The sequence below is a fragment of the Duganella caerulea genome (assembly GCF_040362985.1).
Lineage (GTDB): Bacteria > Pseudomonadota > Gammaproteobacteria > Burkholderiales > Burkholderiaceae_D > Rugamonas > Rugamonas vulcania.
The window spans coordinates 314,725-337,946 of record NZ_BPWJ01000004.1 but is presented as its reverse complement, the minus strand read 5'-3'; the positions used below and the strand labels follow the sequence as shown (position 1 = coordinate 337,946).

General features: G+C 63.8%; 24 protein-coding genes. 17 read left to right on the top strand and 7 right to left on the bottom strand.

The annotated features are described in order from the left end of the window. Positions 1-281 precede the first annotated feature (281 nt). The 3 genes from ACUJB0_RS14295 to ACUJB0_RS14285 are packed head-to-tail and all read left to right on the top strand — an operon-like array spanning position 282 to position 1,997. Positions 282-845: a PAAR domain-containing protein gene (locus ACUJB0_RS14295; RefSeq protein ID WP_444845805.1), complete on the top strand. Its 564-nt coding sequence runs from the start codon at positions 282-284 to the stop codon at positions 843-845. Beyond that, positions 838-1,470 carry a hypothetical protein gene (locus ACUJB0_RS14290; RefSeq protein ID WP_444845804.1) on the top strand — a complete coding sequence of 211 codons (633 nt, stop codon included), beginning with the start codon at positions 838-840 and terminating at the stop codon, positions 1,468-1,470. The genes ACUJB0_RS14295 and ACUJB0_RS14290 overlap by 8 nt, the downstream gene beginning before the upstream one ends. Then, the gene (locus tag ACUJB0_RS14285; RefSeq protein ID WP_444845803.1) at positions 1,467-1,997 is read left to right on the top strand and encodes a hypothetical protein; all 531 of its coding nucleotides are present in this window, start codon (positions 1,467-1,469) and stop codon (positions 1,995-1,997) included. The genes ACUJB0_RS14290 and ACUJB0_RS14285 overlap by 4 nt, the downstream gene beginning before the upstream one ends. Before the next feature lie 139 nt (positions 1,998-2,136). Here the strand turns inward: ACUJB0_RS14285 and ACUJB0_RS14280 are convergent, their stop codons facing one another. Continuing rightward, the gene (locus ACUJB0_RS14280) at positions 2,137-3,087 is read right to left on the bottom strand and encodes a LysR family transcriptional regulator (protein WP_444845802.1); all 951 of its coding nucleotides are present in this window, start codon (positions 3,085-3,087) and stop codon (positions 2,137-2,139) included. A 105-nt stretch (positions 3,088-3,192) separates the two neighbouring features. Between ACUJB0_RS14280 and ACUJB0_RS14275 the strand changes: the two genes are divergently transcribed. The 3 genes from ACUJB0_RS14275 (at position 3,193) to ACUJB0_RS14265 (ending at position 6,215) form a co-directional block, all read left to right on the top strand. Continuing rightward, positions 3,193-4,191, top strand: coding sequence for an aldo/keto reductase (locus ACUJB0_RS14275; RefSeq protein WP_444845801.1), 999 nt, complete (start codon positions 3,193-3,195; stop codon positions 4,189-4,191). 101 nt (positions 4,192-4,292) lie between these two features. Further along, positions 4,293-5,480: a M23 family metallopeptidase gene (locus ACUJB0_RS14270; RefSeq protein WP_444845800.1), complete on the top strand. Its 1,188-nt coding sequence runs from the start codon at positions 4,293-4,295 to the stop codon at positions 5,478-5,480. 81 nt (positions 5,481-5,561) lie between these two features. Next, positions 5,562-6,215 carry an energy transducer TonB gene (locus tag ACUJB0_RS14265; protein ID WP_444845799.1) on the top strand — a complete coding sequence of 218 codons (654 nt, stop codon included), beginning with the start codon at positions 5,562-5,564 and terminating at the stop codon, positions 6,213-6,215. On the opposite strand, the gene ACUJB0_RS14260 is transcribed toward ACUJB0_RS14265, so the two are convergent. Beyond that, entirely contained in the window at positions 6,216-6,584 is a 369-nt protein-coding gene (locus ACUJB0_RS14260) for a DUF5329 family protein (protein ID WP_444845798.1), read from the bottom strand. A 6-nt stretch (positions 6,585-6,590) separates the two neighbouring features. Continuing rightward, positions 6,591-6,779, bottom strand: a complete 189-nt coding sequence (locus ACUJB0_RS14255; RefSeq protein WP_117011873.1) for a hypothetical protein — start codon at positions 6,777-6,779, stop codon at positions 6,591-6,593. 134 nt (positions 6,780-6,913) lie between these two features. Here ACUJB0_RS14255 and msrA point away from each other — a divergent pair, with 134 nt between their 5' ends. From msrA to ACUJB0_RS14210, 9 genes are all read left to right on the top strand, one after another. Then, positions 6,914-7,414, top strand: coding sequence for a peptide-methionine (S)-S-oxide reductase MsrA (msrA, locus tag ACUJB0_RS14250; RefSeq protein WP_161090472.1), 501 nt, complete (start codon positions 6,914-6,916; stop codon positions 7,412-7,414). Between the two features lie 119 nt (positions 7,415-7,533). Continuing rightward, positions 7,534-7,941 (top strand): DUF1842 domain-containing protein, encoded by a 408-nt coding sequence (locus ACUJB0_RS14245; protein ID WP_444845797.1) that lies wholly within the window; start codon positions 7,534-7,536, stop codon positions 7,939-7,941. Positions 7,942-8,238: 297 nt separating this feature from the next. Beyond that, positions 8,239-9,921, top strand: a complete 1,683-nt coding sequence (locus ACUJB0_RS14240) for a glycosyl hydrolase family 18 protein (protein ID WP_444845796.1) — start codon at positions 8,239-8,241, stop codon at positions 9,919-9,921. A gap of 3 nt (positions 9,922-9,924) precedes the next feature. Continuing rightward, positions 9,925-10,941 (top strand): cupin-like domain-containing protein, encoded by a 1,017-nt coding sequence (locus ACUJB0_RS14235; RefSeq protein WP_444845795.1) that lies wholly within the window; start codon positions 9,925-9,927, stop codon positions 10,939-10,941. Between the two features lie 16 nt (positions 10,942-10,957). After that, positions 10,958-13,306 (top strand): chitinase C-terminal domain-containing protein, encoded by a 2,349-nt coding sequence (locus ACUJB0_RS14230; protein ID WP_444845794.1) that lies wholly within the window; start codon positions 10,958-10,960, stop codon positions 13,304-13,306. Between the two features lie 9 nt (positions 13,307-13,315). After that, a complete protein-coding gene (locus ACUJB0_RS14225; RefSeq protein WP_444845793.1) occupies positions 13,316-14,737 on the top strand; it encodes a glycoside hydrolase family 19 protein in 1,422 nt (473 codons plus the stop codon). A gap of 47 nt (positions 14,738-14,784) precedes the next feature. Next, a complete protein-coding gene (locus ACUJB0_RS14220; protein WP_444845792.1) occupies positions 14,785-15,519 on the top strand; it encodes a YoaK family protein in 735 nt (244 codons plus the stop codon). A gap of 39 nt (positions 15,520-15,558) precedes the next feature. Beyond that, positions 15,559-15,960, top strand: a complete 402-nt coding sequence (locus tag ACUJB0_RS14215) for a GFA family protein (protein ID WP_444845791.1) — start codon at positions 15,559-15,561, stop codon at positions 15,958-15,960. 5 nt (positions 15,961-15,965) lie between these two features. After that, entirely contained in the window at positions 15,966-16,451 is a 486-nt protein-coding gene (locus ACUJB0_RS14210) for an arsinothricin resistance N-acetyltransferase ArsN1 family B (RefSeq protein ID WP_444845790.1), read from the top strand. A 20-nt stretch (positions 16,452-16,471) separates the two neighbouring features. Here ACUJB0_RS14210 and ACUJB0_RS14205 read toward each other — a convergent pair whose 3' ends face one another. The 4 genes from ACUJB0_RS14205 to ACUJB0_RS14190 form a co-directional block, all read right to left on the bottom strand. Next, positions 16,472-17,593 (bottom strand): branched-chain amino acid ABC transporter substrate-binding protein, encoded by a 1,122-nt coding sequence (locus ACUJB0_RS14205; protein WP_444845789.1) that lies wholly within the window; start codon positions 17,591-17,593, stop codon positions 16,472-16,474. Positions 17,594-17,727: 134 nt separating this feature from the next. Then, the gene (locus tag ACUJB0_RS14200) at positions 17,728-18,540 is read right to left on the bottom strand and encodes a substrate-binding periplasmic protein (protein WP_444845788.1); all 813 of its coding nucleotides are present in this window, start codon (positions 18,538-18,540) and stop codon (positions 17,728-17,730) included. 37 nt (positions 18,541-18,577) lie between these two features. Beyond that, positions 18,578-19,312, bottom strand: coding sequence for a hypothetical protein (locus ACUJB0_RS14195; protein WP_444845787.1), 735 nt, complete (start codon positions 19,310-19,312; stop codon positions 18,578-18,580). An 86-nt stretch (positions 19,313-19,398) separates the two neighbouring features. Continuing rightward, a complete protein-coding gene (locus tag ACUJB0_RS14190; RefSeq protein WP_444845786.1) occupies positions 19,399-20,130 on the bottom strand; it encodes a hypothetical protein in 732 nt (243 codons plus the stop codon). A gap of 207 nt (positions 20,131-20,337) precedes the next feature. On the opposite strand from ACUJB0_RS14190, the gene ACUJB0_RS14185 reads away from it, so the two are divergent. After that, positions 20,338-20,712: a hypothetical protein gene (locus ACUJB0_RS14185; RefSeq protein WP_444845785.1), complete on the top strand. Its 375-nt coding sequence runs from the start codon at positions 20,338-20,340 to the stop codon at positions 20,710-20,712. A gap of 75 nt (positions 20,713-20,787) precedes the next feature. Beyond that, positions 20,788-23,208, top strand: coding sequence for a catalase (locus ACUJB0_RS14180; RefSeq protein WP_444845784.1), 2,421 nt, complete (start codon positions 20,788-20,790; stop codon positions 23,206-23,208). The last annotated feature ends 14 nt before the right edge of the window (positions 23,209-23,222 follow it).

Genomic DNA, 23,222 nt, shown 5'->3' with positions numbered 1-23,222 from the left:
GGCGATGTCAGCCGTGGCGGCCTCCTTGATTTACAAGGTAGTGCATCACCTCAACAGAAGCATCAGCGGCGCTTGACTCAAATCAAAAAACCAAGAAATTGTTTGTGGCGGCTTCCTCGTCCTGCCGTCAGGGGCCTGTTTTCCGGGGCGCCCTTCTGTCGTCCGTGTATCCGTTCGAATGTCTTTTGTAGTTTCTCAATATATAAAAATGTCCACGCTCAATAATTGGCGCTCGGCATTGTTCTTTTCTTCCCTCGATTAACAAGGACAAGGAGTTATGAATGCGGCGCTATACGATTACGTTGGGGGCATCGACCACTGCTGGCGGTAAAGTCATCACAGCCAGCGCTAATGGCAGCATTAGCGGAGCACAGATCGCTCTTGAGAACGATCTTATTTTTTGCCCCGCTTGTAAGTCCCAAGGGAAGATATTGTGCGTTGGACCACGCATCCCGGAAACCTGGAACGGAAAGCGAGTCGCACTGGGGGATGACTTGTGCATGTGCGCTTGTACGGTACTTCCGAAGCTTGTTCCAAATCAAACCCTGCGAAGCCAAGTAATCGAGGGTTCCCCAACGTCAGCTGGTGTATCGTCCGCAGCAGAAATTTCATCTGATGGTCAAAATGTCCGCACGTCAGAAGAAGAGATTATCGAGCAATTTTTTTCTCTCTTGGATGAGCGAGGCCAACCGGTGGAAGGCTTCCGGTACGATCTGTATAAAAATGGTGAACTACACGCCAGAGCGGCCGACTATGCGAACGGTGCCACTGAGAAGATACCAGGGATGGGCGACTTGAAGTTGGTAACTTGGTTTAATACTGATGGAGCAAGTCGCCATGGCTGATAAGACTACTAAGGGACTGAGTGCTGAGACGAGGCTGCTTGCGGCAATTACATTTGGTGAGTCGTCGACTAAAGATGATCCTGACGAGATGTTTGCCATTGCCAGCTTGCTTGTCAGACAGCGGGATGCGCGCAGATATAAGGACATCATGCATTTCACTGCGCGGGAGAAATCGTTTGCATTTGCTGTTAGTGATGGCAACGACCGATACGAAGATCTGATGAAGGCTTCGGAAAATAAGATAGACCAACAGCCTGGGATGAAGATCGCGATCTTGGCCGCTGTCAACGCGCTCGAAGGCGGCGAAGATAAATCTAATGGTGCATATTTTTGGGATGGCGCTGACATCAAATCGAACTACAAGCATCACTTTAAGGTCAGACGAGGAATCAAGTTTGCCGAACCCTCGCATAACATCTATGGGATTCAAGATTCCATCAAGCTTGAAATCAAATACAAGACGACCAAGGTCAAGAACACCAGCACGGGAAAGGTTTCCGTGACTCGTGTAGAGATTGGTCGCTACGATCATCAATATGATTCAACAGCAGCGTACGGTGGAACCATCTTCTGGAAGTTTAATCCACAGTTTCTGGAAGTTACGCATGGATGGGAGTACAAATGATGCGTGGACCTTTGTTTTTCGTGATCTGGCTGGTTATGTCGGAAGCACCGGCTGCCGAGCCTTCCAGAGCGGCGATTCTCAGCTGTTTATCGGCGAGGGCGGTTTCCTCGTCCGTGACCTGGAAGGCGTTGCCGACGGCGGAAATTAACTCGCAAGACGACTACCAGGATGGGTTCAACGCTACCTATTATCTCGTCGCGCAAGGAAAGGAGATTGGCTATGCGGAGAAGGGCGCGGCTAAGGGGATCCTGTTCGATCACAAAATTTATCCGATGGAGATGGCTCGGGCACTCCCCGGCTTTGAAGTACGGCCGACTGAGTTGAACCCGTACATCGCGGAATGGGGAACGGTGAAGGATGCCAGCGGAAGATTTATGTGCGTCAGTTTTCCTTTTGGTACGCTAGGACAGAGCGGGAGCTTTCAGCAAAATAGAAGCGCCTATTTGGTCGCACTTACCGCTTCCAAGAAAGCCCGCATCCTTTATTCGGCGACTGGTCATATTGATTTGATCGGGACGCCAAAATAATGGTGGCGCGATGAGGCGTTCAGGTAGCAAAGAACCTGGCCGAGTCCGATACTTGCCACACTCCTTCCAATCTTGGTAATGTTGGCCAATTCGGCCCGTGTGGATATTATTTGATAAATGGTATAAATTATATACTTCGTTATCTCTTCGGCTGGGATATGCGGTTCGCTGCTGGCAGCTCCATCGCCGCTGCTTCGTCGTCCTGCCGTTCCTTGATGCACCAGTCGACAAAGCCGCGCAACGCGGCAGACATGTGCTTGCGGCTCGGGTAGTACAGGTAGAAACCGGGCATGGCCGGACACCACTCTTCGCACAGGCGCACCAGCTTGCCCTGCCGGATGTGCTCCAGCGCGTAGGACTCATGCACGAAGGCGATGCCGACGCCGTCGCATGCCGCGTCCACCATCATGGCGTCATCGTCCAGCACCAGCGGGCCGTCGACGCTGACCGCCATGCCCTGGCCGTCGCGTTCGAATTCCCATGCGTAGATCACGCCGCTGGGGAAGCGGCGGCCGATGCAGGGCAGTCCGCGCAGCTCGGACGGGCTGGCCGGGCGGCCGTGCACATCGATAAAATCAGGCGCGGCGACCACCGCGAAGCGTTGCGCCGCGCCGATAGGGATGGCGATCATGTCCAGCGCCAGGCTCTCGCCGAAGCGCACACCGGCGTCGTAGCCCTCGGCCACGATGTCGACCAGCTGATCGTCGGTGACGACTTCGATCTTGACGCCCGGGTGCATCTTCAGGAATCCGCTCAGTATCGGCGCCAGCAGCAGGCGCGCGGCGGGACGCGGCACGTTCAGCCGCAGCGTGCCCTGGATGGTGTCGCGGAAGCCGTTGATTTCATCGAGCGCCTGGTCCAGGTCCTCGATCACGCGGCTCACCCGCGCGTACAGATGCTTGCCCGCCTCGGTGGGCTCGACGCTGCGCGTGGTGCGGTTCAACAGGCGTATGCCCAGCCGCGTCTCCAGCGCGCGCATGGCGTGGCTCAGCGACGAGGCGGTGACGTTGCGTTCCTCGGCCGCCTTGCGGAAGCTGCGGTGGCGCGCGACGGCGACAAATATTTCCAACTCGTTGAGGTCATGGCGCATGGGGCTATTGCTGAATTCCGTTCATTGGTTCAAGTGATTTCCTGGTGATTGTATAGAGGATAGAGCAAACGTATCATTTTCACCATTGATTACAAGGAGCGGAAAATGAAACAGCGAAAATTAGGAAGTGGCGGCTTGCAGGTATCGGCCATAGGCCTCGGTTGCATGGGCATGAGTTTCGCCTACGGTGGCGGCGACGATGCGGAGTCCATCCGCACCATGCACCGGGCCGTCGACCTGGGCGTGAGCTTCTTCGATACGGCCGAGGTGTACGGGCCTTACGTCAACGAGGAGCTGGTCGGCAAGGCGCTCAGGAGCTTGCGCGACAAGGTGCAGATCGCCACCAAGTTCGGCTTCCGCATCCTGCCGCATGGCCAGGGCCTGCAGCGCATGGCCGGCGTCGACAGCCGGCCGGAGCATATCCGGGAAGCGGTGACGGGTTCGCTGCAACGGCTCGGCATCGAGACCATCGACCTGCTGTACCAGCACCGTCCCGATCCGTCCGTGCCGGTGGAGGAGGTGGTGGGCGTGATGGCGGAGCTGGTGCGCGAGGGGAAGGTGCGCCACCTGGGCCTGTCGGAAGTGTCCGCCGCGACGGTGCGGCGGGCGCATGCGGTGCATCCGATCGCCGCCGTGCAGAGCGAGTATTCGCTGTGGAGCCGCGATCCGGAGCAGCAGGTGCTGCCGGTGTGCCGCGAGCTGGGCATAGGCTTCGTGCCGTACAGCCCGCTGGGCCGGGGCTTCCTGACCGGCGCGCTGACATCGGCCGATGGGCTGGCGCACGATGATTTCCGCCGCACGCTGCCGCGTTTCCAGGATGCGGCCATGCGCAACAACCTGGCCTTGGTCCACCAGTTGCGGCGGCTGGCGGACGGCCACGGCATCACCCTGGCGCAGCTGGCGCTGGCCTGGCTGCTGCATCAGGGCGAGGACATCGTGCCCATCCCCGGCGCGCGCCAGCTCGGCCATCTGGAGGAGAACTGCGGCGCGGCGGAGATCAAGCTGGGCGCGGCCGACCTGGCCGGCGTCGCTGCCCTCTTCGACGAGGGCAGCGTGCACGGCGCGCGTTATACCCAGGGCGATTTCGATTTGCTGGAGCGTTGATCGCTGTTTTCCGGGGTGGCAGAAATTCATTCATGATTGTCACTTCCGCCAGGCAGGCGGCTGATATGGTCTGCGTTTTCAACTGAACACGGGCGTATCAAATGTCGATCGGTAGCTTCAGCAGAATCAGCGCGGCAGGTCTATGCGCCATGACGGCATTGTCGGCGCATGCCCAGGCGTTGCCGTCTGGGTGCGACAGCGTGGGGAGCGGCGGGGGTACCGTCTCGTCGGAAGGCGCGCCGGCGCCCGTATTCCCGCCGATCCAGCTGGAGATCCGCACGCCGCTGGCGCCGACCCTGTTCGCCGGCGGCGGCCGCAGCTTCCTGCTGTATGAACTGCACCTGCATAATTTTTCCGATCAGGCCTTGCCGCTGCGCGGGATCGAAGTCATCAACGCGGACAACGGCGCGGTGCTTGATCTGATCAAGGAGCCGCAACTGAAGGAGCGCGTGCGCCTGGCCGGGGGCGACGACGATGGCGGCGCGCCCCGCCTTGCAGCGGGACAGGGTGCCGTCGCCTTCCTGTGCCTCGCGTTCGATACGGCCGCGGTCCCGCGGACATTGCGCCACCGTGTGCTGCTCGATAATGCCTTTGCGGACAGCGCGTCCATCGGAACGCGCGCCAATAAAATGCACGTGCTTGGCCCGCCGCTGGCTGGTGCGAATTGGAGCGCCGATAATGGTCCGAGCATTCAGTCGCACCACCGCATCGGTGTGTTCGTCGCCGGTGGCCTGGCCTACAATGCCCGCCGCTACGCGATCGATTGGAAGAAGTACCAGGCCGGCGCCACCTTCAGCGGCGATGCGCGCGACGTTCATGCCCACTTTGCATACGGGCAGGACGTGCTGGCCGTCGCGGACGGCAGGATCGTCGCCGCGCGCAACGACATGCCGGACAATATCCCCCGCACCAAGGATGGCTTTACGCCCGCCGTGGCCATCACGATGGACAATATTGCCGGCAATTTCGTTGTGCTCGATTTGGGGGACGGACAGTTCGCGCAGTATGCCCACCTCCAGCCCGGCAGCGTGCGCGTCAAGGCCGGCGACCGGGTGCGGCGCGGGCAACTCATTGCGCACGTGGGCAATTCCGGTGACGCGCGCGTTCCGCATCTGCATTTCCAGGTCGCGAACGCGCCGGACTTCCTGGCCAGCGAGGGCTTGCCGTACCTGATCGACCACTTCAAACTCAAAACGGCGGAGGGGGTATGGAAGACGCGGAAGCGCGAGTTCCCGCTGGATGCCTCTGTTGTTGATTTCGGCTCCGAGGGCAAGGGACCAATGAAATAGGGTGGCCCGGGCACAGCGGGATAGGCACGCCTTGGCGTCCCGTGAACGGTGATTCGTGGCGCGGTCTGATATCATCGCCCGATGAACAAGAAACTGCTTTCCGTTGCCGCCGTCGCTGGCCTGCTGGGTGTGCTCAACCTGATGAGCCACGCCGAGCAGCGCGGCCAGGCGCCGTTCAAATCGCTGGTCAGTCCGATTAGCTGCGCGCAGCCGCAGTGGCCGGACGAGGCGCGGCGCTATGAAATCGAAGGCGTGACGACGATACGTTTCCAGATAGGCGAGGACGGCAAGGTGGTGCGCCCGGAAGTGACCCAGGGCAGCGGCTGGAAGATCCTCGACGATGCCGCCGTCAGCGGCATCTCCCGCTGCGTGTTCCAGCCGCACCTGGACGAAGCCAAAAGCGGCGCTTCCTTCCCGATGCAATTTGTCTGGCAGTTCAGCGACGGCCCGGCCGTCCGGCCCAAGCTGGTGGCCGGCAGCTGCCAGCCGTCCGACCGCTTCGACGGCTTCAAGGAATTCGACCGCCGGCCGAGCGGCAGCGACGGCATCCTGCTGCGCTTCCTGGTCAACAGCGATGGTGCGCCGATCCGCGTGGTGGCCGAACCCAGCGGTCAGGCGCCGGATGTGGTGGCGCAGGCCGCCGGCTATCTGCAGAGCTGCCGTTTCGCGATCGATCCGCAACTGCCGGGGCAGCATACGGACACGGCTTTCGGCCGCGTGCTGCTCAAGCCCTAGCTATTTGCCGGCGCGCAGCGCTTGCAGTTCGCCTTTGAGCCAGACGCCGCTGGCGACGGCCGGCTGGGTGCCGCATCTCACCTGGTAATTTTTCCCCGAGCTGCTGCTGGAGCTGGCGGCCAGGTCGATGAACTGTTCGGTGCTCTCGACCTGTTTTTTCTCGACCAGATAGTCGAGCTTGCGCGTCAGGTGGGTCTTGGCGTCGACCGGCGTGTACCAGCTGCCGTTGCGGTTGAACTGGCAGCCCGAGCTGGCCAGCCGGTTGAGCAAGGCGTTGATTTCCGTGCGCGAGGCCGGCGACAGTTCTGCCGCCATGCCCGAAGTCATGGCCAGCATTAAAATGGGCAGGGTCAGGTATTTGATTTTCATGGGCCTTTAGCGCAGGTCTTCGGCGCGGCGCTTGTCCGGTTCCGACAGCACGCGGGCGATCACGGGCAAGGGCACGCCCGCGTCTTCGAGGAAAGTGGCGGCGGCTTCGCGGCCGGCGGTTTCAAGCAGGGCCAGGCCCGCGTTGACGGCGATGGCTTTGACGCGATCTGGACGCGAACGGCGTTCTATTTGCATGGGTGACTCCGGTTGTTGGTCAACAGCAGCGTTTGAGCTTATCACAAAAGCAATTGGAAGATCCTTCTTTTGGCCGGCTTGAAGAACCGGGGAACGTCGCTAAATTGTACAGAGATACTCACTAAGGATGGAATATGACGACAACTGAAAAAGCGATATTGGCCGGCGGATGCTTCTGGGGCGTGCAGGATCTGCTGCGCAGGTACCCCGGCGTGCTGGCGACGCGGGTCGGCTACACCGGCGGCGATGTGGCGAACGCCACGTACCGCAACCACGGCACCCATGCCGAGGGGCTGGAGATCATCTTTGATCCGGCCGTCATCAGCTATCGCAAGATCCTGGAATTTTTCTTCCAGATCCACGATCCGACCACTCGCAACCGGCAGGGCAACGACATCGGGACCAGTTATCGCTCAGCAATCTACTATGTCAACGAGCAACAGAAGGCGGTTGCCGAGGACACCATCGCCGACGTCAACGCGTCCGGTCTGTGGCCGGGGAAAGTCGTCACCGAAGTGGCGCCGGCCGGCCCGTTCTGGGAGGCGGAACCGGAGCACCAGGACTATCTGGAGCGCGTTCCCAACGGCTACACCTGCCATTTCATCCGTCCGGACTGGCAGTTGCCCAAGCGTTGATGCTGGAAATATTTTCAATATAATCAAGCGCTTGGCGGCCGGAAGGTATTCGGAAGGCAAGTTTTAGCTTGCGCCGCTAGAGTTGACTCATGTTTCATCTTCATTCGTCAGGAAGCACCATGAGTCAATTATTTACTGCAGTGTATGAAATCACCAGCGCCATCGAAGGCAATCCGACCTTGCGCTTGAACCTGGTCGTCAATGCCTTGAACGACAGCGTGATGGGCCACGCCCGCGTGGAGTTCGGCGACGGCGAAAGCGCCGGGATTTCCATCCGCGGCCATCACACGGAAATCGACAGCGGCGAGCCCTTGCGGGCGGTGGTGCTGGCCGGATTGCCGTCGATTTTCCCGTCGGTGGAGGAAGAGCCGAGCGCCTTCCAGCTGCTGATGGTGTTGCCTACCGCATCCAAGGACGGCCAGGTTTGCTACAAGATGAGCTTTGGCGATGCGCGGCAACCGCGTATCGTCGAAGTCCGCGACGGCGTCGCGCGGGCCATGCTGCCGGAGCTCGACTCCGCGATGTAGCCGGCCGTACCACTTGCCGGACGCGCAAAATTGGTACTCGTCATTTAACACCATGTTCAATTTGAGACATTCGAAAGTCAGGGGCGAGCCGCGCCGGTTTGCCTGCTGAATTTGGTTGGTGAGTACTCACATACTATTTCAAGCCGCACATCGAATCTTTCCGTAATAACTCTTCCTTGGTTGAAACTGGTATTCGAATGGTCGCAACAAAATAAAACCACTTGACTACCACTTTTTTAGACTCCATCCTGAAAAAATAATAAAAGCAGAGAGTCACCCAACCAAGGAGGAGAGAGCATGGAACGTGCAGTCAAGGGTAATGCGGCCGTACTCGGCCTGATCGCCAGTATGCTGGCGGCTTGCGGCGGGGGCAGCGACAGCCCCGCCACCACTTCATCACCAAAATTGCTGGCCAGCGTGCAAACCGCCGACGCCACCGCCGATTGTCCGGCATGGTCGTCCAGCGCCATCTACACGGTCGGCATGTGCGTGACCTATAACGGCTCGACGTACAAGGCCAAATGGTGGACGCAAAATAACGTGCCGGGCACGGAGGAGTGGGGGCCATGGGCGCTGCAGTCGGTGACGCCGACACCAACGCCGACACCAACGCCGACACCAACACCAACTCCAACGCCGACACCGACGCCAACGCCAACGCCAACGCCAACGCCAACGCCGGTCGGCGGCCGCGAGATCGGCTCCTACTTCGCGCAGTGGGGCGTGTATGGACGCGGCTACGAAGTGGCCGACATCCACACCACCAAAACCCCGGTCAACGGCGTCCAGACCAGCATCGCCGACCAGCTCACCTTCATCAACTACGCCTTCGGCAACACCTACGCCAAGAACGGCGGCTACGAATGCGACATGGTCACCAGCGCCGAAGTGGGTAACGACAATCCGACCTCACCGGCGGCCGGCACCGGCGGCGACGCCTACGCCGACTATCAACGCCAGCCAGCGCGCACCGTCGACGGCAAGACCATTCCGTGGGACGCTCCGCTGACCGGCAACTTCCAGCAACTCAAGCTGCTCAAGGCCGCGCACCCGAACCTGAAGGTGTTCATCTCGCTGGGCGGCTGGACCTGGTCGAAGAACTTCTCGGCCGCGGCCAAGACCGACGCGCTACGCAAGCAGCTGGCCAAATCCTGCGTGAAGATGTTCATCGCCGGTGACCTGCCGGTGCAGGATGGACGCGGCGGCCCAGGCTCCGCCAAGGGCGTCTTCGACGGCATCGACATCGACTGGGAATATCCGGGCGGTGGCGGCCAGCCGTACAACACCGTCGACGCGGTCAACGACAAGCATAACTTCACGCTGCTGATGGCCGAGTTCCGCGCGCAGCTGGACGCGCAAGGCGCCATCGACGGCAAGCGTTATGCGCTGACGGCCGCCATCGGTGCCGGGACCGAGAAGATCGCCCAGACGGAACCCAACCTGTATTCGCAATACATGGACTGGGTCAACCTGATGAGCTACGACTTCCACGGCGCATGGGAAAGCACCACCAACTTCCACTCGCCGCTGTACCACGATCCCGCCGATCCGGCCACCGGTGTCCTCGCCAAGTACAACACCAACGACGCCGTGACGGCGCTGGTGGCGGCCGGTATGCCGCGCAATAAGATCCTGCTCGGCGTGCCGTTCTACGGACGCGGATGGAAAGGCGTGGCCGCCGGCCCGAACGGCAACGGCCTGTATCAAACCACCACCGGCGGCGCGGCGGGCACCTACGAAACCGGCATCGACGACTACAAGGTCCTGGTCAACAAGGCTGGCACGCGCTGGTACCATCCGCAGACCAAGCAGCTGTTCCTGTACACCGGCACCGGCGAATGGTGGAGCTACGACGACCCGACCGTGATCGCGACCAAGATGCAGTACATGCGCGACCAGAGCCTGCGCGGCGCCTTCTCGTGGGAGCTGGACGGCGACGCCAGCGGCGCCCTGACCAGCGCCGTCTGGAAAGGACGCTAAGCCATGAAGCGCCATGCCGTTGTCCAAACCATCGGCGTCAGCGATGCATGGCGCAGCTGGATCGCCGAGAACCTGATCCTCGGCAGCCGGCCGGATACACTGGCCGGCATCCTGATCCAGTCCGGCATCGGCGCGCGCGATGCGCACGCGGAGATCGCCGCCGCGCTGCACAGCCCTTACCTGAAGGGCGTATCGCGATTGCATAACCGGCTGGCCAAGCGCGACTGGGTGATCGGCATCCAGTCGCAATTGAACCGGCTGGCGCCTGTTGAACTTCCGCGGCGGGCGCGCCTGTCCGGCGCGGAGTTCCTGGACCAGCACTACCGCCGCAATCTGCCGGTGATCATCACCGGCATGCTGGACGACTGCGCGGCGCGCGCCAAGTGGACGCTGGATTACCTTGGCGCGCAGCTGGGCGAGCGCATGGTGGAGGTGCAGTTCGGCCGCAGCGCCGATCCGGATTATGAGATGAACAGCCAGTCGCACAAGCGCCGCATGCGCTTCGGCGAGTACGTGGCGCTGGTGCGCGACAGCGGCCATACCAACGACTTCTACATGACCGCCAATAACGACGGGCAGAATCGGGAGTCGTTGCAGGAGCTGATGGCGGATGTGCCGCCGCTGCCGGAGTATCTGAATCCGGAAGGGCGGGGCTTCTTCTGGTTTGGCCCGGCCGGCACGATCACGCCGTTCCATCATGACTTGACCAACAACTTCATGATCCAGATCGCGGGGCGCAAGCGCGTGCGGCTGATCGCTCCTTGCGATACGCCCAAGCTGTACAACCAGCGCCACTGTTTCACTCCGGTCGATGGACGCGACATCGACCTGCAGCGTTTTCCGATGATGGCAGACGTGCCGGTCATCGACTGCGTGCTGGAGCCAGGCGAGATCCTGTTCCTGCCCGTCGGTTGGTGGCACTTCGTCGAAGCGCTGGATATCACCATCACCATCTCCGCCACCCACTTCAAGTGGGACAACGATTTCTACAGCCGTTACCCGAACAATCACGATTTCTAAAATACGGGAATACAAAATGAGACACAACCTTTTGATGCTGGCGCTGATCGGCAGCGCTGTTGCCGCCTGTGGCGGCGGTTCCGATCCGCAAAGCGCCACGCCCGCGCCCAAGCTGATGGCCGGCATACAGACCGCCGACGCCACCGCCGATTGCCCGGCATGGTCGTCCAGCGCGGTCTACACGGTCGGCATGTGCGTGACCTACAACGGCTCCACCTACAAGGCCAAGTGGTGGACGCAAAATAACGTGCCGGGCACGGAGGAGTGGGGACCGTGGGCGCTGCAGTCCGTGACGCCAACGCCTACTCCGACACCAACGCCAACGCCAACGCCAACGCCAACGCCAACTCCGACGCCCACGCCTACGCCGACACCTACGCCCACGCCCACGCCAGTCGCGTGCCGCCCCGATGGTCTGACCTCGCCGGTACCGAACGTGAACTACTGCGGCGTGTACGACGCCAACGGCCGCGAGAAGCTTGCCAATGGCCTGAACCGCCGAATCGTCGGCTACTTCACCAGCTGGCGCACGGGCGCGAACAACACGCCGTCCTACCTGGTCAACAACATCCCGTGGGACAAAATCACCCACGTGAACTACGCCTTCGCCTCGGTGGACGCCAACGCCAAAGTGCAGCTGGGCAGCGGCGCCAACAACCCCGACACCGGCATGACCTGGCCCACCATCCCCGCCGCCGCGATGGACCCATCGCTGCCGTACAAAGGCCACTTCAACCTGCTGGCGCAATACAAGAAGCGCTACCCCGGCGTGAAGGTCATGCTGTCGGTGGGCGGCTGGGCCGGCAGCGGCGGCTACTACACCGCCACCACCAACGCCGACGGCTCGCTCAACACCGCCGGCATCAACACGCTGGCCGATTCGATGGTGGCCGTGCTGCGCCAGTACACCTTCTTCGACGGCATCGACATCGACTACGAGCACCCGACCACCAACAACGAAGCCGGCAACCCGCTGGACTTCAGCCTCTCCAAGCCACGCCTGGCGGGCCTGATGAAGAGCTACAACGTGCTGCTGAAAACCGTGCGCCAGAAGCTGGACACGGCGGCCGTCGCCGACAACAAGTACTACATGCTGACCATCGCCGGCTCCGCGTCCGGCTGGATACTGCGCGGCGAGGAAAACCTCTCCGGCCTGCAGTACCTTGATTACGCCAGCCTGATGTCCTACGATCTGCACGGCGGCTGGAACCAGTACGTCGGCCCCAACGCCGCGCTGTTCGACGACGGCAACGACGCCGAACTCAAAGCCGGCAACGCCTACTCCTACGGCGGCATCGGCTACCTGAACGTCGACTGGGCCTACCGTTACTATCGCGGCGCATTGCAGGCCGGCCGCATCAATATCGGCGTGCCGTACTACACGCGCGGCTGGAAGGACGTCACCGGCGGCAGCAGCGGCCTGTGGGGAACCACGCCGCTGGTGAGCGACACCGTCACCTGCGCCGGCGTCAAGACCTGCGGCACCGGCGCGGTCGGCATCGACAACGTATGGTACGACCTCGATGCCAACGGCAAGCCGGTTCCCGGCGGCGGCAATCCGCTGTGGCACGCGCTCAACCTGCAGAACGCCATCGTGCCGGATTACCTCGATGCCTACGGCGTGACCGAGAAGACCATCACCGGGACGTACGCCGCCAACTACAGCGCCACGATGGCCGCGCCATGGCTGTGGAACGCCACGCGCAAAGTCTTCATCTCCACCGAGACGGCGCAATCGATGGCCGCCAAGACCCAGTACGTGATCGACAACGCCATCGGCGGCATCATGATCTGGGAGCTGGCCGGCGACTACGGCTGGGACGCGAGCAGGAACGGCGGCAAGGGCGAGTACTTCATGGGCTACACGCTGACCACCAACATCTACAATGCCTTCAAGGCCGCCAGCCCGTACGGCGCCACGCGGGCGGAGTCGCCGATGCCGGCCAGCAGCGCGAAGGTCAGCATATCGCTGGGCGACTGGAAGCTCGGCGACAGCAACTACCCGATCAACCCCGTGATGACGGTGACGAACAACACCACCGTCACCATCCCCGGCGGCTCGGTGGTGGAATTCGACTATCCGGTATCGGCGCCCGCCAACATGAGCGATCAATCGGGCTATGGACTGGTGGTGACCAAGGCCGGCTACACGGGGCCGAACAACATCGGCGGCTTCAAGGCCAACTTCAACCACGCCAAGTTCACGATCCCATCGTGGCAATCGCTGGCGCCGGGGGCCTCGGTGTCGCTGACGCTGAACTACTCGCTGCCGATCTCGGGACCGTCCGCCTACGTGGTCACGGTCAACGGCGTGCGCTACGCCTTGAGCGACGAGTATCCCGGCCTGCCGGTCGCGCTGAAATAAGGAGACGCGATGAAACCAGTTCACAGCATCGCTGTGCTGGGCGCCTTGCTGCTGGCCGCCTGTGGCGGCGGCAGTGGCGGCGGCCAGGCAGACAGCAACGCTCCACGCGTACTCTCCGGCGGCATCAGCACGGCTGCCGCCACCGCCTGCCCGGCATGGACCGCCACGGCGGTCTACACCGCCGGCATGTGCGCGATCTATCAGGGCAAGCAGTACGAGGCCAAATGGTGGGTGCAGGGCACCGCGCCCAATCAGGCCGACACTTGGGGGCCGTGGAAGTACATCGGCGACGCCACCGATCCCACGCCCACCGATCCGGGCACACCGCAACCGGGCGGCGTGCCGACCAAGGCGCAGGCCGAGGCGCGCGAGGCCCAGCTCACCGACAATGACTTCTTCCGCACGGTGAAGGCATCGATCCGCACGCTGGACAACGCGGCGGTGGAAGCCGTATCGCCCGGCGCTGCGGCCAATCCCGCCAACGTCAAGCGGGTGGAGCACCTGCTCACGTCTTCCAAGTGGGACTACTACTTCGGCATCCGTGAGCCCAGCTACACGTACGGCCGCTTCCTGCAGGCGGTGGCCAAGTTCCCGGCAATCTGCGGCGACTACACCGACGGCCGCGATGCGGACGCCATCTGCCGCCACTCGCTGGCGACCATGTTCGCCCACTTCGCGCAGGAGACGGGCGACCACAACGCCAGCCTGCCGCTGCCGCAATGGCGCCAGGGACTGAAGTACCTGCGCGAGATGGGCTGCGACGAAACGGGCACCAACTGCGGCTACAACGTCGAGTGCTCGGACCCGGTGTTCAACACCGTCTGGACCTGCGGAAAAAACGCCGACGGCAGTTTCAAGAAGTACTACGGGCGTGGCGCCAAGCAGCTCTCGTACAACTACAACTACGGTCCGTTCTCGCAGGTGATGTTCAACGGCGACCAGTCGGTGCTGCTGAAGAATCCCGATCAGGTGGCGTCGACCTGGCTCAATCTCGCCTCGGCGACGTTCTTCTTCGTCTATCCGCAGCCTCCCAAGCCGTCGATGCTGCATGTGCTGGACGGGACCTGGGTGCCGAATGCGGCGGACAAGGCGGCTGGCGCGGGCAACAACTTCGCCACCACGATCATGATCATCAACGCCGAATGCGGCACCGGCACCGAGAAGGCGGCGGCGCAGAACCGCATCGACTACTACAAGCAGTTCGCGGCGGACCTGGGCTGGAACATCGGCAGCGAGCAGCTGTCCTGCGCGACGATGCAGCGCTTCAGCGGTTCCAGCTCGGCGGCCTACAACATCTACTGGGAGAAGAACTGGAGCAGCGGCGGCGACTACCAATGCCAGTTGGTCAACTATCAAACGCCGTACAGCGCTCTAATCCCCGGAAACTACACCAAATGCGTGGAGAAGAACTGGGGAGTAACGCTCAAGTGAGGTGATGGCATACAATGGACGGGCCGTCAGTAACAAGGAGGCCCCCCATGCCTATGCACTACCTGCGGGCCATGACAAGTCCGCAACGCACCGATATCAGTAACCGCCGCCTTGGTCGTTCGCTGGCCTTCGTGGCCGGCGCGGTCAATGCCGGCGGCTTTTTCGCGGTGGGACAATACACGTCCCACATGAGTGGCATCGTCTCGGCGGTGGCCGACGACGCCGCGCTGGGCGAGGTGCGGCTGGTGCTGGCGGGCCTGGCGTCGCTGCTGTCGTTCCTGCTGGGCGCGGCCACGTCGGCGATCCTGATCAACTGGGGCCGGCGGCGCGGGGCGCAAAGCCTGTATGCGCTGCCGCTGATCGTGGAGGCGGCGCTGCTGCTGTGTTTCGGCCTGATGGGCGCGCGGCTGGACGCATCCGGGCAGGTGTCCGCCATCATCGCCTTGCTATGCTTTGTGATGGGACTGCAAAACGCCATCATCACGAAGGTGTCGCGCGCCGAAATCCGCACCACCCACGTCACCGGCCTGGTGACCGACATCGGCATCGAGCTGGGTAAAATGTTTTACTGGAACGACAGCGCCCTGGCCGAGAGGGTGATGGCCGACCGCGGCAAGCTATTGTTACTGAGCTCCCTGCTGGGGATGTTTTTGCTGGGCGGCCTGGCCGGCGCCTTCGGCTTCAAATACCTGGGCTTCATCGTCACGGTGCCGCTGGCGGTGGCGCTGCTGTCGCTGGCCATCATCCCCGTGTTCGACGACCTGCTGCAGGCGAAGAGTTAAGGATTAGTCTATACTTTGCCGCAAGGAGATACCACCGGGATGATGAGGACTTACCAAGGTAGCTGCCATTGCGGCGCGGTGCGCTTCGAGGCGGATGTCGACCTGGCGCACGGCACGCTGCGCTGCAATTGCTCGTTCTGCCTGAAGATACGCTGCTGGGCCGTGATGGCCAAGCCGGAGGCCTTTCGCCTGCTGGCCGGCGAGGGCGAGATGAGCGTCTACCAGTTCGGCGCGAAGAACGAGCATCACTACTTCTGCAAGCACTGCGGCGTGCGACCGTACGGTGTCGGCAACTCGCCGCGTTACGGTGTGTTCTACGGCGTGAACGTCGCCAGCCTCGATGGCGTCAGCGACGAGGACTTCGCCAACGCGCCCATCACCTATGTCGACGGCCGCGCCGACAACTGGATTTCTCCACCCACCGAAACCCGCTACCTGTGAATCCGATGATACGACCCGCCACACCGGACGATGCATCCGCCATCGTCGCCATCTACAACCACTACATCGCCACCACCACCATCAGCTTCGAGGAGCATCCGGTCGCGCCGGAGGACATGGCGGGCCGCATCCGCGACGTCACCACGCACCTGCCTTGGCTGGTGTATGAGCGGGATGGCGAAGTGCTCGGCTACGCCTACGCAACCAAATGGCGTGCCCGCAGCGCCTACCGTTTTTCCGCCGAGACCAGCGTCTACGTGAAGTTCGGGCAGGGCGGCAAGGGGATAGGATCGGCGTTGTACAAGGTGCTGCTGGAGGAGTTGCGTGCGCGCGAGATCCACATGGCGATAGGCGGCATCGCCCAGCCCAACGAGGCCAGCGTGGCGCTGCATGAAAGCCTGGGCTTCGAGAAGGTCGCCCATTTCAAACAGGTCGGCCGCAAGTTCGACCGCTGGGTCGACGTCGCCTACTGGGAGCTGCAGCTGGCCTGAGCCAGCCGCGCCCCGTCGCATCAGTAGGTGGTCAGCGCAACCGGCTGGCCGCCCTTGAAGTGGAAGATGGTGACCGGCGACTGCTTCATGTCGCCGCGCTGGTCGAACGAGTAGGTGCCCGCCACGCCCGTGTACGAGCCGGCGCTGATCGCGGCCCCCACTTTTTGCGGATCGATCGAATTCACCTTCTGCATCGCCTGCGCGTACATCATGGTCGCATCGTAGTAGGCCGCCGCGTAGACGTCCGGCTCCTGCTTGAAGCGCGCCTTGTACTTCGCCTTGAAGGCCGGGCCGCTGGCCAATTTATCCAGGCTGGCGCCGCCCTGCGGGCACAGGACGTTCTCGCCAACGGCGTCGCCACCGAGCTTGCCCATCTCCGCGGTGCAGATGGTGTCGCCGCCCAGCAGCTTGGCGTTGATGCCCAGCTGCTTCATCTGGCGCGCCATCGGTGCGCCCTGCGGCGCGTAGCCGCCGAAGAAGATCGCCTCGACCTTCTTGGTTTTCAGCTTGGTCAGGATGGAGCTGAAGTCGAACGACTTATCGGTGGTGAACTCGTGGCCGGCCACGGTCATGCCGGCGGCCTTGGCCTGCTTCTTGAACTCCTCGGCCAAGCCCTGGCCGAAGGCGGTGCGGTCGTCGATCACGGCCACGGTCTTCAGTTTCAATTCATTGGCCGCGTACAGCGCCATCTTGCTGCCCAGCTGCGAGTCGCTGGCGTTCACGCGGAACAGGCCCTTGTAGCCTTGCTGCGTGAGTTTGGGATTGGTGGCGACGGAGGCGATCAACACGCCGGCGTCGTTGTAGGCGCGCGAGGCGGGGATGGCCACGCCCGAGTTGTACGGGCCGACCACGTACTTGACGCCCTGGTCGATCAGCTTCTGGGCCGCCGCCATGCCGGCTTTCGGATCGCCCTGGTCGTCCTCCGATTGCAGTTCGAACTTGAGCTTCTTGCCGCCCACGGTGATCGGCTTGGCGTTCAGCTCCTCGACCGCCAGGCGCGCGCCGTTCTCGTTGTCCTTGCCCGAAAACGCCTGGGCGCCGGACAGCGGGCCGCTATGGCCGATCTTGACCAGGGTGTCCTGGGCGTGGGCGCCGGCGGCGGCCAGCAGTGCGGCGGCGGCTGCGATGTGCTTCAGTTTCATGCGATCTCCTGATTGTGGTGTTGTAAGGTGCTGGCGAGATTATCGCCAAAAACGCAAAATATTATCGTGTGACTTGCACTTGCGAATGGCCTGTTTTGCGGCATATCGCCTTTCGAATCGGCTGCGGCCGAAATTTAATTCGGCGCGTGCTGGCGCCTCGCGTCCTCCTCGCGCTTGTGGATGCGCGCCAGCGCGAGGTTGATGCGGTCGATGATGCCGTCGTCACGGTCGCGGGCGATGGCGAAAAACTGGCCGCTGTCGGTGACCAGGGGCTTGGGCAGCACGCTGAAGCCGGCGTTGGCGGCGGCGCCGATGGCCGGCAGGCGTGGGGCCATGAACAGGCGGATGCTGGCCTCCAGGTCTTTGGCGGTCAGGCCCTCGGGCTGGAACAGCAGCACCGCGTCCACCCGCTTGAGCATCAGGCGCGTGAGGCGCGTGCCGCGCGAGGAGATGTCGTCGTCGGTGCGGAACAGCTTACCGCGCGCCGCGTCGAACTCCGGGCCGTAGCTGTAGCCGCGCACCGTGCTGATGGTTTTACCGCGCAGGTCTTCGAGACCGTTGAAGGGGAAGGTGGCGTCGCTGCGCGTGACCACCCACAGGCTGTTGTGGGTGGCGGGGTCGGAGTAGTGCAGCGCGCGCAGGCGGTCGGCGGTTTTCGGCAGGCCGAACACCAGGGCCTCGCCGTTCAGCGCGTGGCGTTCGGCGCGCGCCCATGGATAGGTGCGCGGCTCGAAGGTCACGCCCAGCTCCTGCGCCACGGCGTCGAGCACCTTGCGCTTGACCGCCGGCATGGGGCGGGGCCTGCCCTGTTCATCGAGCGTGTCGCCGATCAGCAGTGGCACCTTGGGCGCGGTGGCGGCGAGCGCCGGGGCGGCGCACGACAGCGCGGCGGCGAGCAGCATTGCGGTGATGTTCAGGCGCTTCATCGGCAACAGGGCAGTGGGCAAGCGCCGATTATTGCATGGTTTGGAAAACCCCCGGTGCTTATGGCGTGTGGCCGTTGGCGCGTGTGCGGGCGGTGGCGGCCACCGCCGGCACACGCGGGATGGCGCTGCCCGCCGTTTGCGCGAGATGGCTGGCGGCGCCGGCGATGTCGTTGATGCGGTAGGCGGCGATGGCGGCGGCCAGCGCCGGATTGGCGCCCAGCGGATCGTTCTGCTGCGCGAAGGCCAGCCGCGCGGCGAAGTTCTCCGCCACGGCGTCGAAGTTGCCAAGGGTCGCTTGCAGCGTGGCGGCGGTGGCCTCCGGGGCGGTGTGGAAGGCGGTTTGCAGCTGGACGTCGTCGAGCGACAGGCTGTTGTGCGCGTCCGGCGGCAGGGTCGCTTGCAGGGTCAGGCCGATCTGCGCCAGGTTCTGCGCGACCGCCGGCGGTCGCAGGCTTTGCACCAGCGTGTCCAGCAGGGACGGTTCCTGCGGGGCGCGGTCGAATTCGCCGGAGGGCAGCAGGTTGAAGGCGTCGACCACGTCGCGCGTGCGGTCGCTCAGGGTGGTGTCGCTGTTGGGCGGCGCGGTGCCTTGGGCCAGGGCCGCCTGCAACTGGGCCAGGTGTTGTTGGGTCTGCGACACGGTCAGCAGGAAGCTGGCCACCGGCGACAGGTCCACCGTGACCGCGGCGGGGGCGGGCGCGTCGGTGGACGAGGCGATTGCCGTCACCAGGTCGGCATCCAGAGGCCCGAGGGGCGTCACGTTACTGGCCGGCGTGGATGAAATGGGAAACATGCGGCGCTCCAGAGCAGTATTTTTAGCTCAGCATGCGCCATCCGGCCGCCGCCGTCCGTGTGGCAGCTCACATAGCACGATGATTGCTAGGTGGGGGCGGCCAGGCGGTCTGCTGTTGTGTCCGGCATGGGGTGTTGCGCCAGATGGTCCAGTTCCGCGCGCGCCAGGTCCAGCCGCGCGTTGGCCGCCATGTCGGCGGGCGTCAGCGATGGCTGCGGCCGGGCCGCCTGCGCTTCCGCCGCGTCGTTGCCGGCGGCGCTCAGCTGTTCCGCGTAGCGCTTCGCCACGTCGCTGAAAGTGTCCAGTGTGTCCTGCAAGGCCAGCATGGCGCTTTGCGGTTGGCGGTTGAACGCGGCCCGCAACACTTCGTTGTCCAGCGACAGGCCGCCGGTCGCGTCCGACAGCAGCGGCGCCTGCAGCGTGATGCCGATTCGCGCCAGCCGTTGCTCCGGCGTCCATGCCGCTGGCGCTTTGCCCGAGCTTGGTTGCCGCAAGCTTTGCACCAGGCTGTTGAGCAGCGACGGCGTCTGCGATTGCGCCTGGTTGAAATCGACCGAGGGCAACAAGTTGAAGGCGTTCACTAGATTTTGCGCGGCATCGTTCAGGGACGCGGCCGCTTCGCGCTGCTGTGCGCCGTTGGCAAGCGCCGTGTGCAGCTGCGACAGTTCCTCCTGGGACTGCGACACCGCCAGCAGGAAGTTGGCCACCGGCGACAGGTCGACGCTGGCCGAGGCCGCCGCCGCGTCGTCGGCCGGGTCCGTGCGCGCCGGGGCGACCTCGGCAGGCGTCGTCAGCGACGCCGATGAAATGGGAAACATGCCGCTCTCCTCAACCGGGCAATGGATGCTAGCAACCAGCATCCTCCTGTCGGACGCGGCAGTCCGTGTGCCAGTTCACATACCCGGCGCGTTGCCGCAAAGCTGCGCTCTGCCTGCCACTTTGTTAGTTTCCGCACGGTTAAGCGGCGGCGAGGAGCCTATCGTATCCCTTGCAGTTCCAACATTCACTCGAAAAAGGAAAGCATCATGGACAACAACCTCGACAACAAAATCAACTCCACCCGCGACGGCGTCACCCAGATCGGCAACAACCTGCGCGCCGATGCGCACGCCGCCATCGACAAGGTCGCCGACAAGGTTCCGCCCGCCACCGACCGCCTGGCCAACAGCGCGCACAACAGCGTCGACCGCGTCGCCGACGGTGTCAACAAGATGGCCGACACGATGGAACACACGTCCGACAGCCTGCTGGAACGCGGCAAGCGCGTCACCGCCAGCTGCAAGGCGCTGACCGAATCGGGCCGCAGCCGCGTGCGCGCCAGCCCGGCCATGTCGGTCCTGCTGGCCGCCGCCGCTGGTTACGGCCTGTCCAAGCTGCTGAGCTCGCGCAGCGCCAAATAACACCAGGCTGCCCCGCCGGTGCGCCCGCCGGGATAAGCGGCGGCCCGGCCGGGCGCCGCTTATCGGAGTACATCGATGGAAAATTCCAGCAAAGCGCCGGCCGCCGTCATCGGGGCCGGATCGGTTTTGAGCACGGTGTCCGGGCCTTCGTCGGCGCCGCCGGATCATCTGGGGGACGACTCCCCGCAGCAGCAAGCCTTGCTCCACAAGGTCAAGGGCGGCCAGCAGCTGGCCGCCGGCATGGCGTTCAACGCCAACAAGCCCAATGAACACGGCGAGGCCGCGCGCACGCCGCAGGCCGGCCAGAGCTGCCCGGTGCCGCATCCCGCCGCCACCGCCAGCACCGCCGGCGAAACCACGCCGTCCGCCAAGACCGGCAGCGGCGTGCCGCCGCACGGCGTCAATCCCGCCAACGCGTCGCTGGACCGCGTGCGTGTCGACAGCGGCGACCAGCGCCTGACCACCAACCAGGGCGTGCCGGTCGCTGACAACCAGAACTCGCTCAAGGTCGGCCTGCGCGGCCCCACCGCGATGGAAGACTTCATCCTGCGCGAGAAGCTCACCCACTTCGACCACGAACGCATCCCCGAACGCGTGGTGCACGCGCGCGGCTCGGCGGCCCACGGCTACTTCGAAAGCTATGGCGACTTGAGCGACATCACGCGCGCCGCGCCGTTCGCGGCGGCCGGCAAACGCACGCCGGTGTTCGTGCGCTTCTCCACCGTGGCCGGCGAGCGCGGTTCGGCCGACACCGTGCGCGACGTGCGCGGCTTCGCCGTCAAGTTCTACACGGATGAGGGCAACTGGGACCTGGTCGGCAATAACATCCCGGTGTTCTTCATCCAGGACGCGATGAAATTCCCGGACCTGGTCCATGCCGTCAAGCCGGAGCCGCACAACGGCATGCCGCAGGCGGCCAGCGCGCACGACACCTTCTGGGACTTCGTCACGCTGATGCCGGAATCGACGCACATGCTGATGTGGCACCTGTCCGACCGCGCGATCCCGCGCAGCCTGCGCACCATGCAGGGCTTCGGCGTGCATACCTTCCGGCTGGTGAACGCCGAGGGCGCGTCGGTGTTCTGCAAATTCCACTGGAATCCGGTGGCCGGCACCCACTCGCTGATGTGGGACGAGGCGGCGAAGATCTGCGGCGCCGATGCCGACTTCCACCGCCGCGACCTGTGGGAGGCCATCGAGGCCGGCGCCTACCCTGAATGGGAACTGGGCCTGCAAATCTTCACCGAGGAGGAGGCCGAGCGCTTCCCGTTCGACGTGCTTGACCCCACCAAGCTGGTGCCGGAAGAACTGGTGCCGGTGCGCGTGGTCGGCAAGATGACGCTGAACCGCAACCCGGATAACTTCTTCGCCGAGACCGAGCAGGTGGCCTTCTGCACCGCGCACGTGGTGCCGGGCATCGATTTCAGCAACGACCCGCTGCTGCAGGGGCGCATCCACTCCTACCTGGACACGCAGATCAGCCGCCTGGGTGGCGCGAACTTCCACGAGATTCCGGTCAACGCCTCGCTGGCGCCGGTGCACAACAACCAGCGCGACGGCATGCACCGCCAGGCGATCGCGCGCGGTCGCGTGGCGTACGAGCCCAATTCGCTGGGCGGCGGCTGTCCCTTCCAGGCCGGCATGGCCGGCTTCACCACGGCCGCCAGCAGCAGGCCGCAGCCGCCGGAGGACAAGGTGCGCGGCAAGCCGGAGCTGTTCGCCGACCACTACTCTCAGGCGCGCCTGTTCTGGATCAGCCAAAGCCCGGCCGAGCAGGCCCACATCGTCAACGCCTACCGCTTTGAATTGAGCCGCGTGCAGACGCCGGCGATCCGCGTGCGGCTGCTGTCCATGCTGGCCAACGTCGATCCCATCCTGGCCGAGGGCGTGGCCGAAGGATTGGGGCTGGAGGTGCCGCCGCCGATGCCGCTGGCCATCGACGCCGAGCCGCCGCAGTACGCTCCGTCGCCGACGCTGTCGCTGCTGGCTCGGCCGGGTGCGACCGGCATCGCCACGCGCCGGGTCGCCATCCTCGCGGGCCACGGCGTGGAGGCGGCCAGCGTCAAGGCGATTTACGCCGACCTGCTGGAAGCCGGCGCGGTGCCGCGGCTGGTGGCGCCGCAGCTGGGGCAACTGACGGCGGCCGATGGCGGAAAGCTCGATATCGACATCTCCATCGAAGCCGGTCCGGCGGTGCTGTACGACGCGCTGATCGTGGCCGACGGCGCCGCCAGCGCGGCCATGCTGATGCGCGACGCCGACGCGCTGGACTTCGTGCGCCAGCAGTACCGCCACTGCAAGCCGGTGCTGGCGGTGGGCGCGGGCGTCGAGCTGCTGTTGAAGGCGGGCCTGCCGGCCACGCTGGAAAACGGCGCGCCGGACCTGTCCCTGTGGCGCGCGGATGCCGCCAGCCTCGATGCGGCGCTGGCGGAGTTCAAGCACGCGCTGGCCGGACACCGCAACTTCCAGCGCGAGACCGAGGCGGTGGTCCTGTAGGCTCTCCCTTTTGA

Excerpts from the sequence above, each read along its gene's own strand:
- ACUJB0_RS14185 (WP_444845785.1), top strand. The coding sequence starts at position 20,338 with ATGGACAACAACCTCGACAACAAAATCAACTCCACCCGCGACGGCGTC.
- ACUJB0_RS14275 (WP_444845801.1), top strand. The coding sequence starts at position 3,193 with ATGAAACAGCGAAAATTAGGAAGTGGCGGCTTGCAGGTATCGGCCATA.
- ACUJB0_RS14235 (WP_444845795.1), top strand. The coding sequence starts at position 9,925 with ATGAAGCGCCATGCCGTTGTCCAAACCATCGGCGTCAGCGATGCATGG.
- ACUJB0_RS14295 (WP_444845805.1), top strand. The coding sequence starts at position 282 with ATGCGGCGCTATACGATTACGTTGGGGGCATCGACCACTGCTGGCGGT.
- ACUJB0_RS14280 (WP_444845802.1), bottom strand. The coding sequence starts at position 3,087 with ATGCGCCATGACCTCAACGAGTTGGAAATATTTGTCGCCGTCGCGCGC.
- ACUJB0_RS14180 (WP_444845784.1), top strand. The coding sequence starts at position 20,788 with ATGGAAAATTCCAGCAAAGCGCCGGCCGCCGTCATCGGGGCCGGATCG.
- ACUJB0_RS14215 (WP_444845791.1), top strand. The coding sequence starts at position 15,559 with ATGATGAGGACTTACCAAGGTAGCTGCCATTGCGGCGCGGTGCGCTTC.
- ACUJB0_RS14210 (WP_444845790.1), top strand. The coding sequence starts at position 15,966 with ATGATACGACCCGCCACACCGGACGATGCATCCGCCATCGTCGCCATC.
- ACUJB0_RS14240 (WP_444845796.1), top strand. The coding sequence starts at position 8,239 with ATGGAACGTGCAGTCAAGGGTAATGCGGCCGTACTCGGCCTGATCGCC.
- ACUJB0_RS14230 (WP_444845794.1), top strand. The coding sequence starts at position 10,958 with ATGAGACACAACCTTTTGATGCTGGCGCTGATCGGCAGCGCTGTTGCC.
- msrA (WP_161090472.1), top strand. The coding sequence starts at position 6,914 with ATGACGACAACTGAAAAAGCGATATTGGCCGGCGGATGCTTCTGGGGC.
- ACUJB0_RS14195 (WP_444845787.1), bottom strand. The coding sequence starts at position 19,312 with ATGTTTCCCATTTCATCCACGCCGGCCAGTAACGTGACGCCCCTCGGG.
- ACUJB0_RS14270 (WP_444845800.1), top strand. The coding sequence starts at position 4,293 with ATGTCGATCGGTAGCTTCAGCAGAATCAGCGCGGCAGGTCTATGCGCC.
- ACUJB0_RS14190 (WP_444845786.1), bottom strand. The coding sequence starts at position 20,130 with ATGTTTCCCATTTCATCGGCGTCGCTGACGACGCCTGCCGAGGTCGCC.
- ACUJB0_RS14255 (WP_117011873.1), bottom strand. The coding sequence starts at position 6,779 with ATGCAAATAGAACGCCGTTCGCGTCCAGATCGCGTCAAAGCCATCGCC.
- ACUJB0_RS14225 (WP_444845793.1), top strand. The coding sequence starts at position 13,316 with ATGAAACCAGTTCACAGCATCGCTGTGCTGGGCGCCTTGCTGCTGGCC.
- ACUJB0_RS14260 (WP_444845798.1), bottom strand. The coding sequence starts at position 6,584 with ATGAAAATCAAATACCTGACCCTGCCCATTTTAATGCTGGCCATGACT.
- ACUJB0_RS14290 (WP_444845804.1), top strand. The coding sequence starts at position 838 with ATGGCTGATAAGACTACTAAGGGACTGAGTGCTGAGACGAGGCTGCTT.
- ACUJB0_RS14220 (WP_444845792.1), top strand. The coding sequence starts at position 14,785 with ATGCCTATGCACTACCTGCGGGCCATGACAAGTCCGCAACGCACCGAT.
- ACUJB0_RS14205 (WP_444845789.1), bottom strand. The coding sequence starts at position 17,593 with ATGAAACTGAAGCACATCGCAGCCGCCGCCGCACTGCTGGCCGCCGCC.
- ACUJB0_RS14245 (WP_444845797.1), top strand. The coding sequence starts at position 7,534 with ATGAGTCAATTATTTACTGCAGTGTATGAAATCACCAGCGCCATCGAA.
- ACUJB0_RS14285 (WP_444845803.1), top strand. The coding sequence starts at position 1,467 with ATGATGCGTGGACCTTTGTTTTTCGTGATCTGGCTGGTTATGTCGGAA.
- ACUJB0_RS14265 (WP_444845799.1), top strand. The coding sequence starts at position 5,562 with ATGAACAAGAAACTGCTTTCCGTTGCCGCCGTCGCTGGCCTGCTGGGT.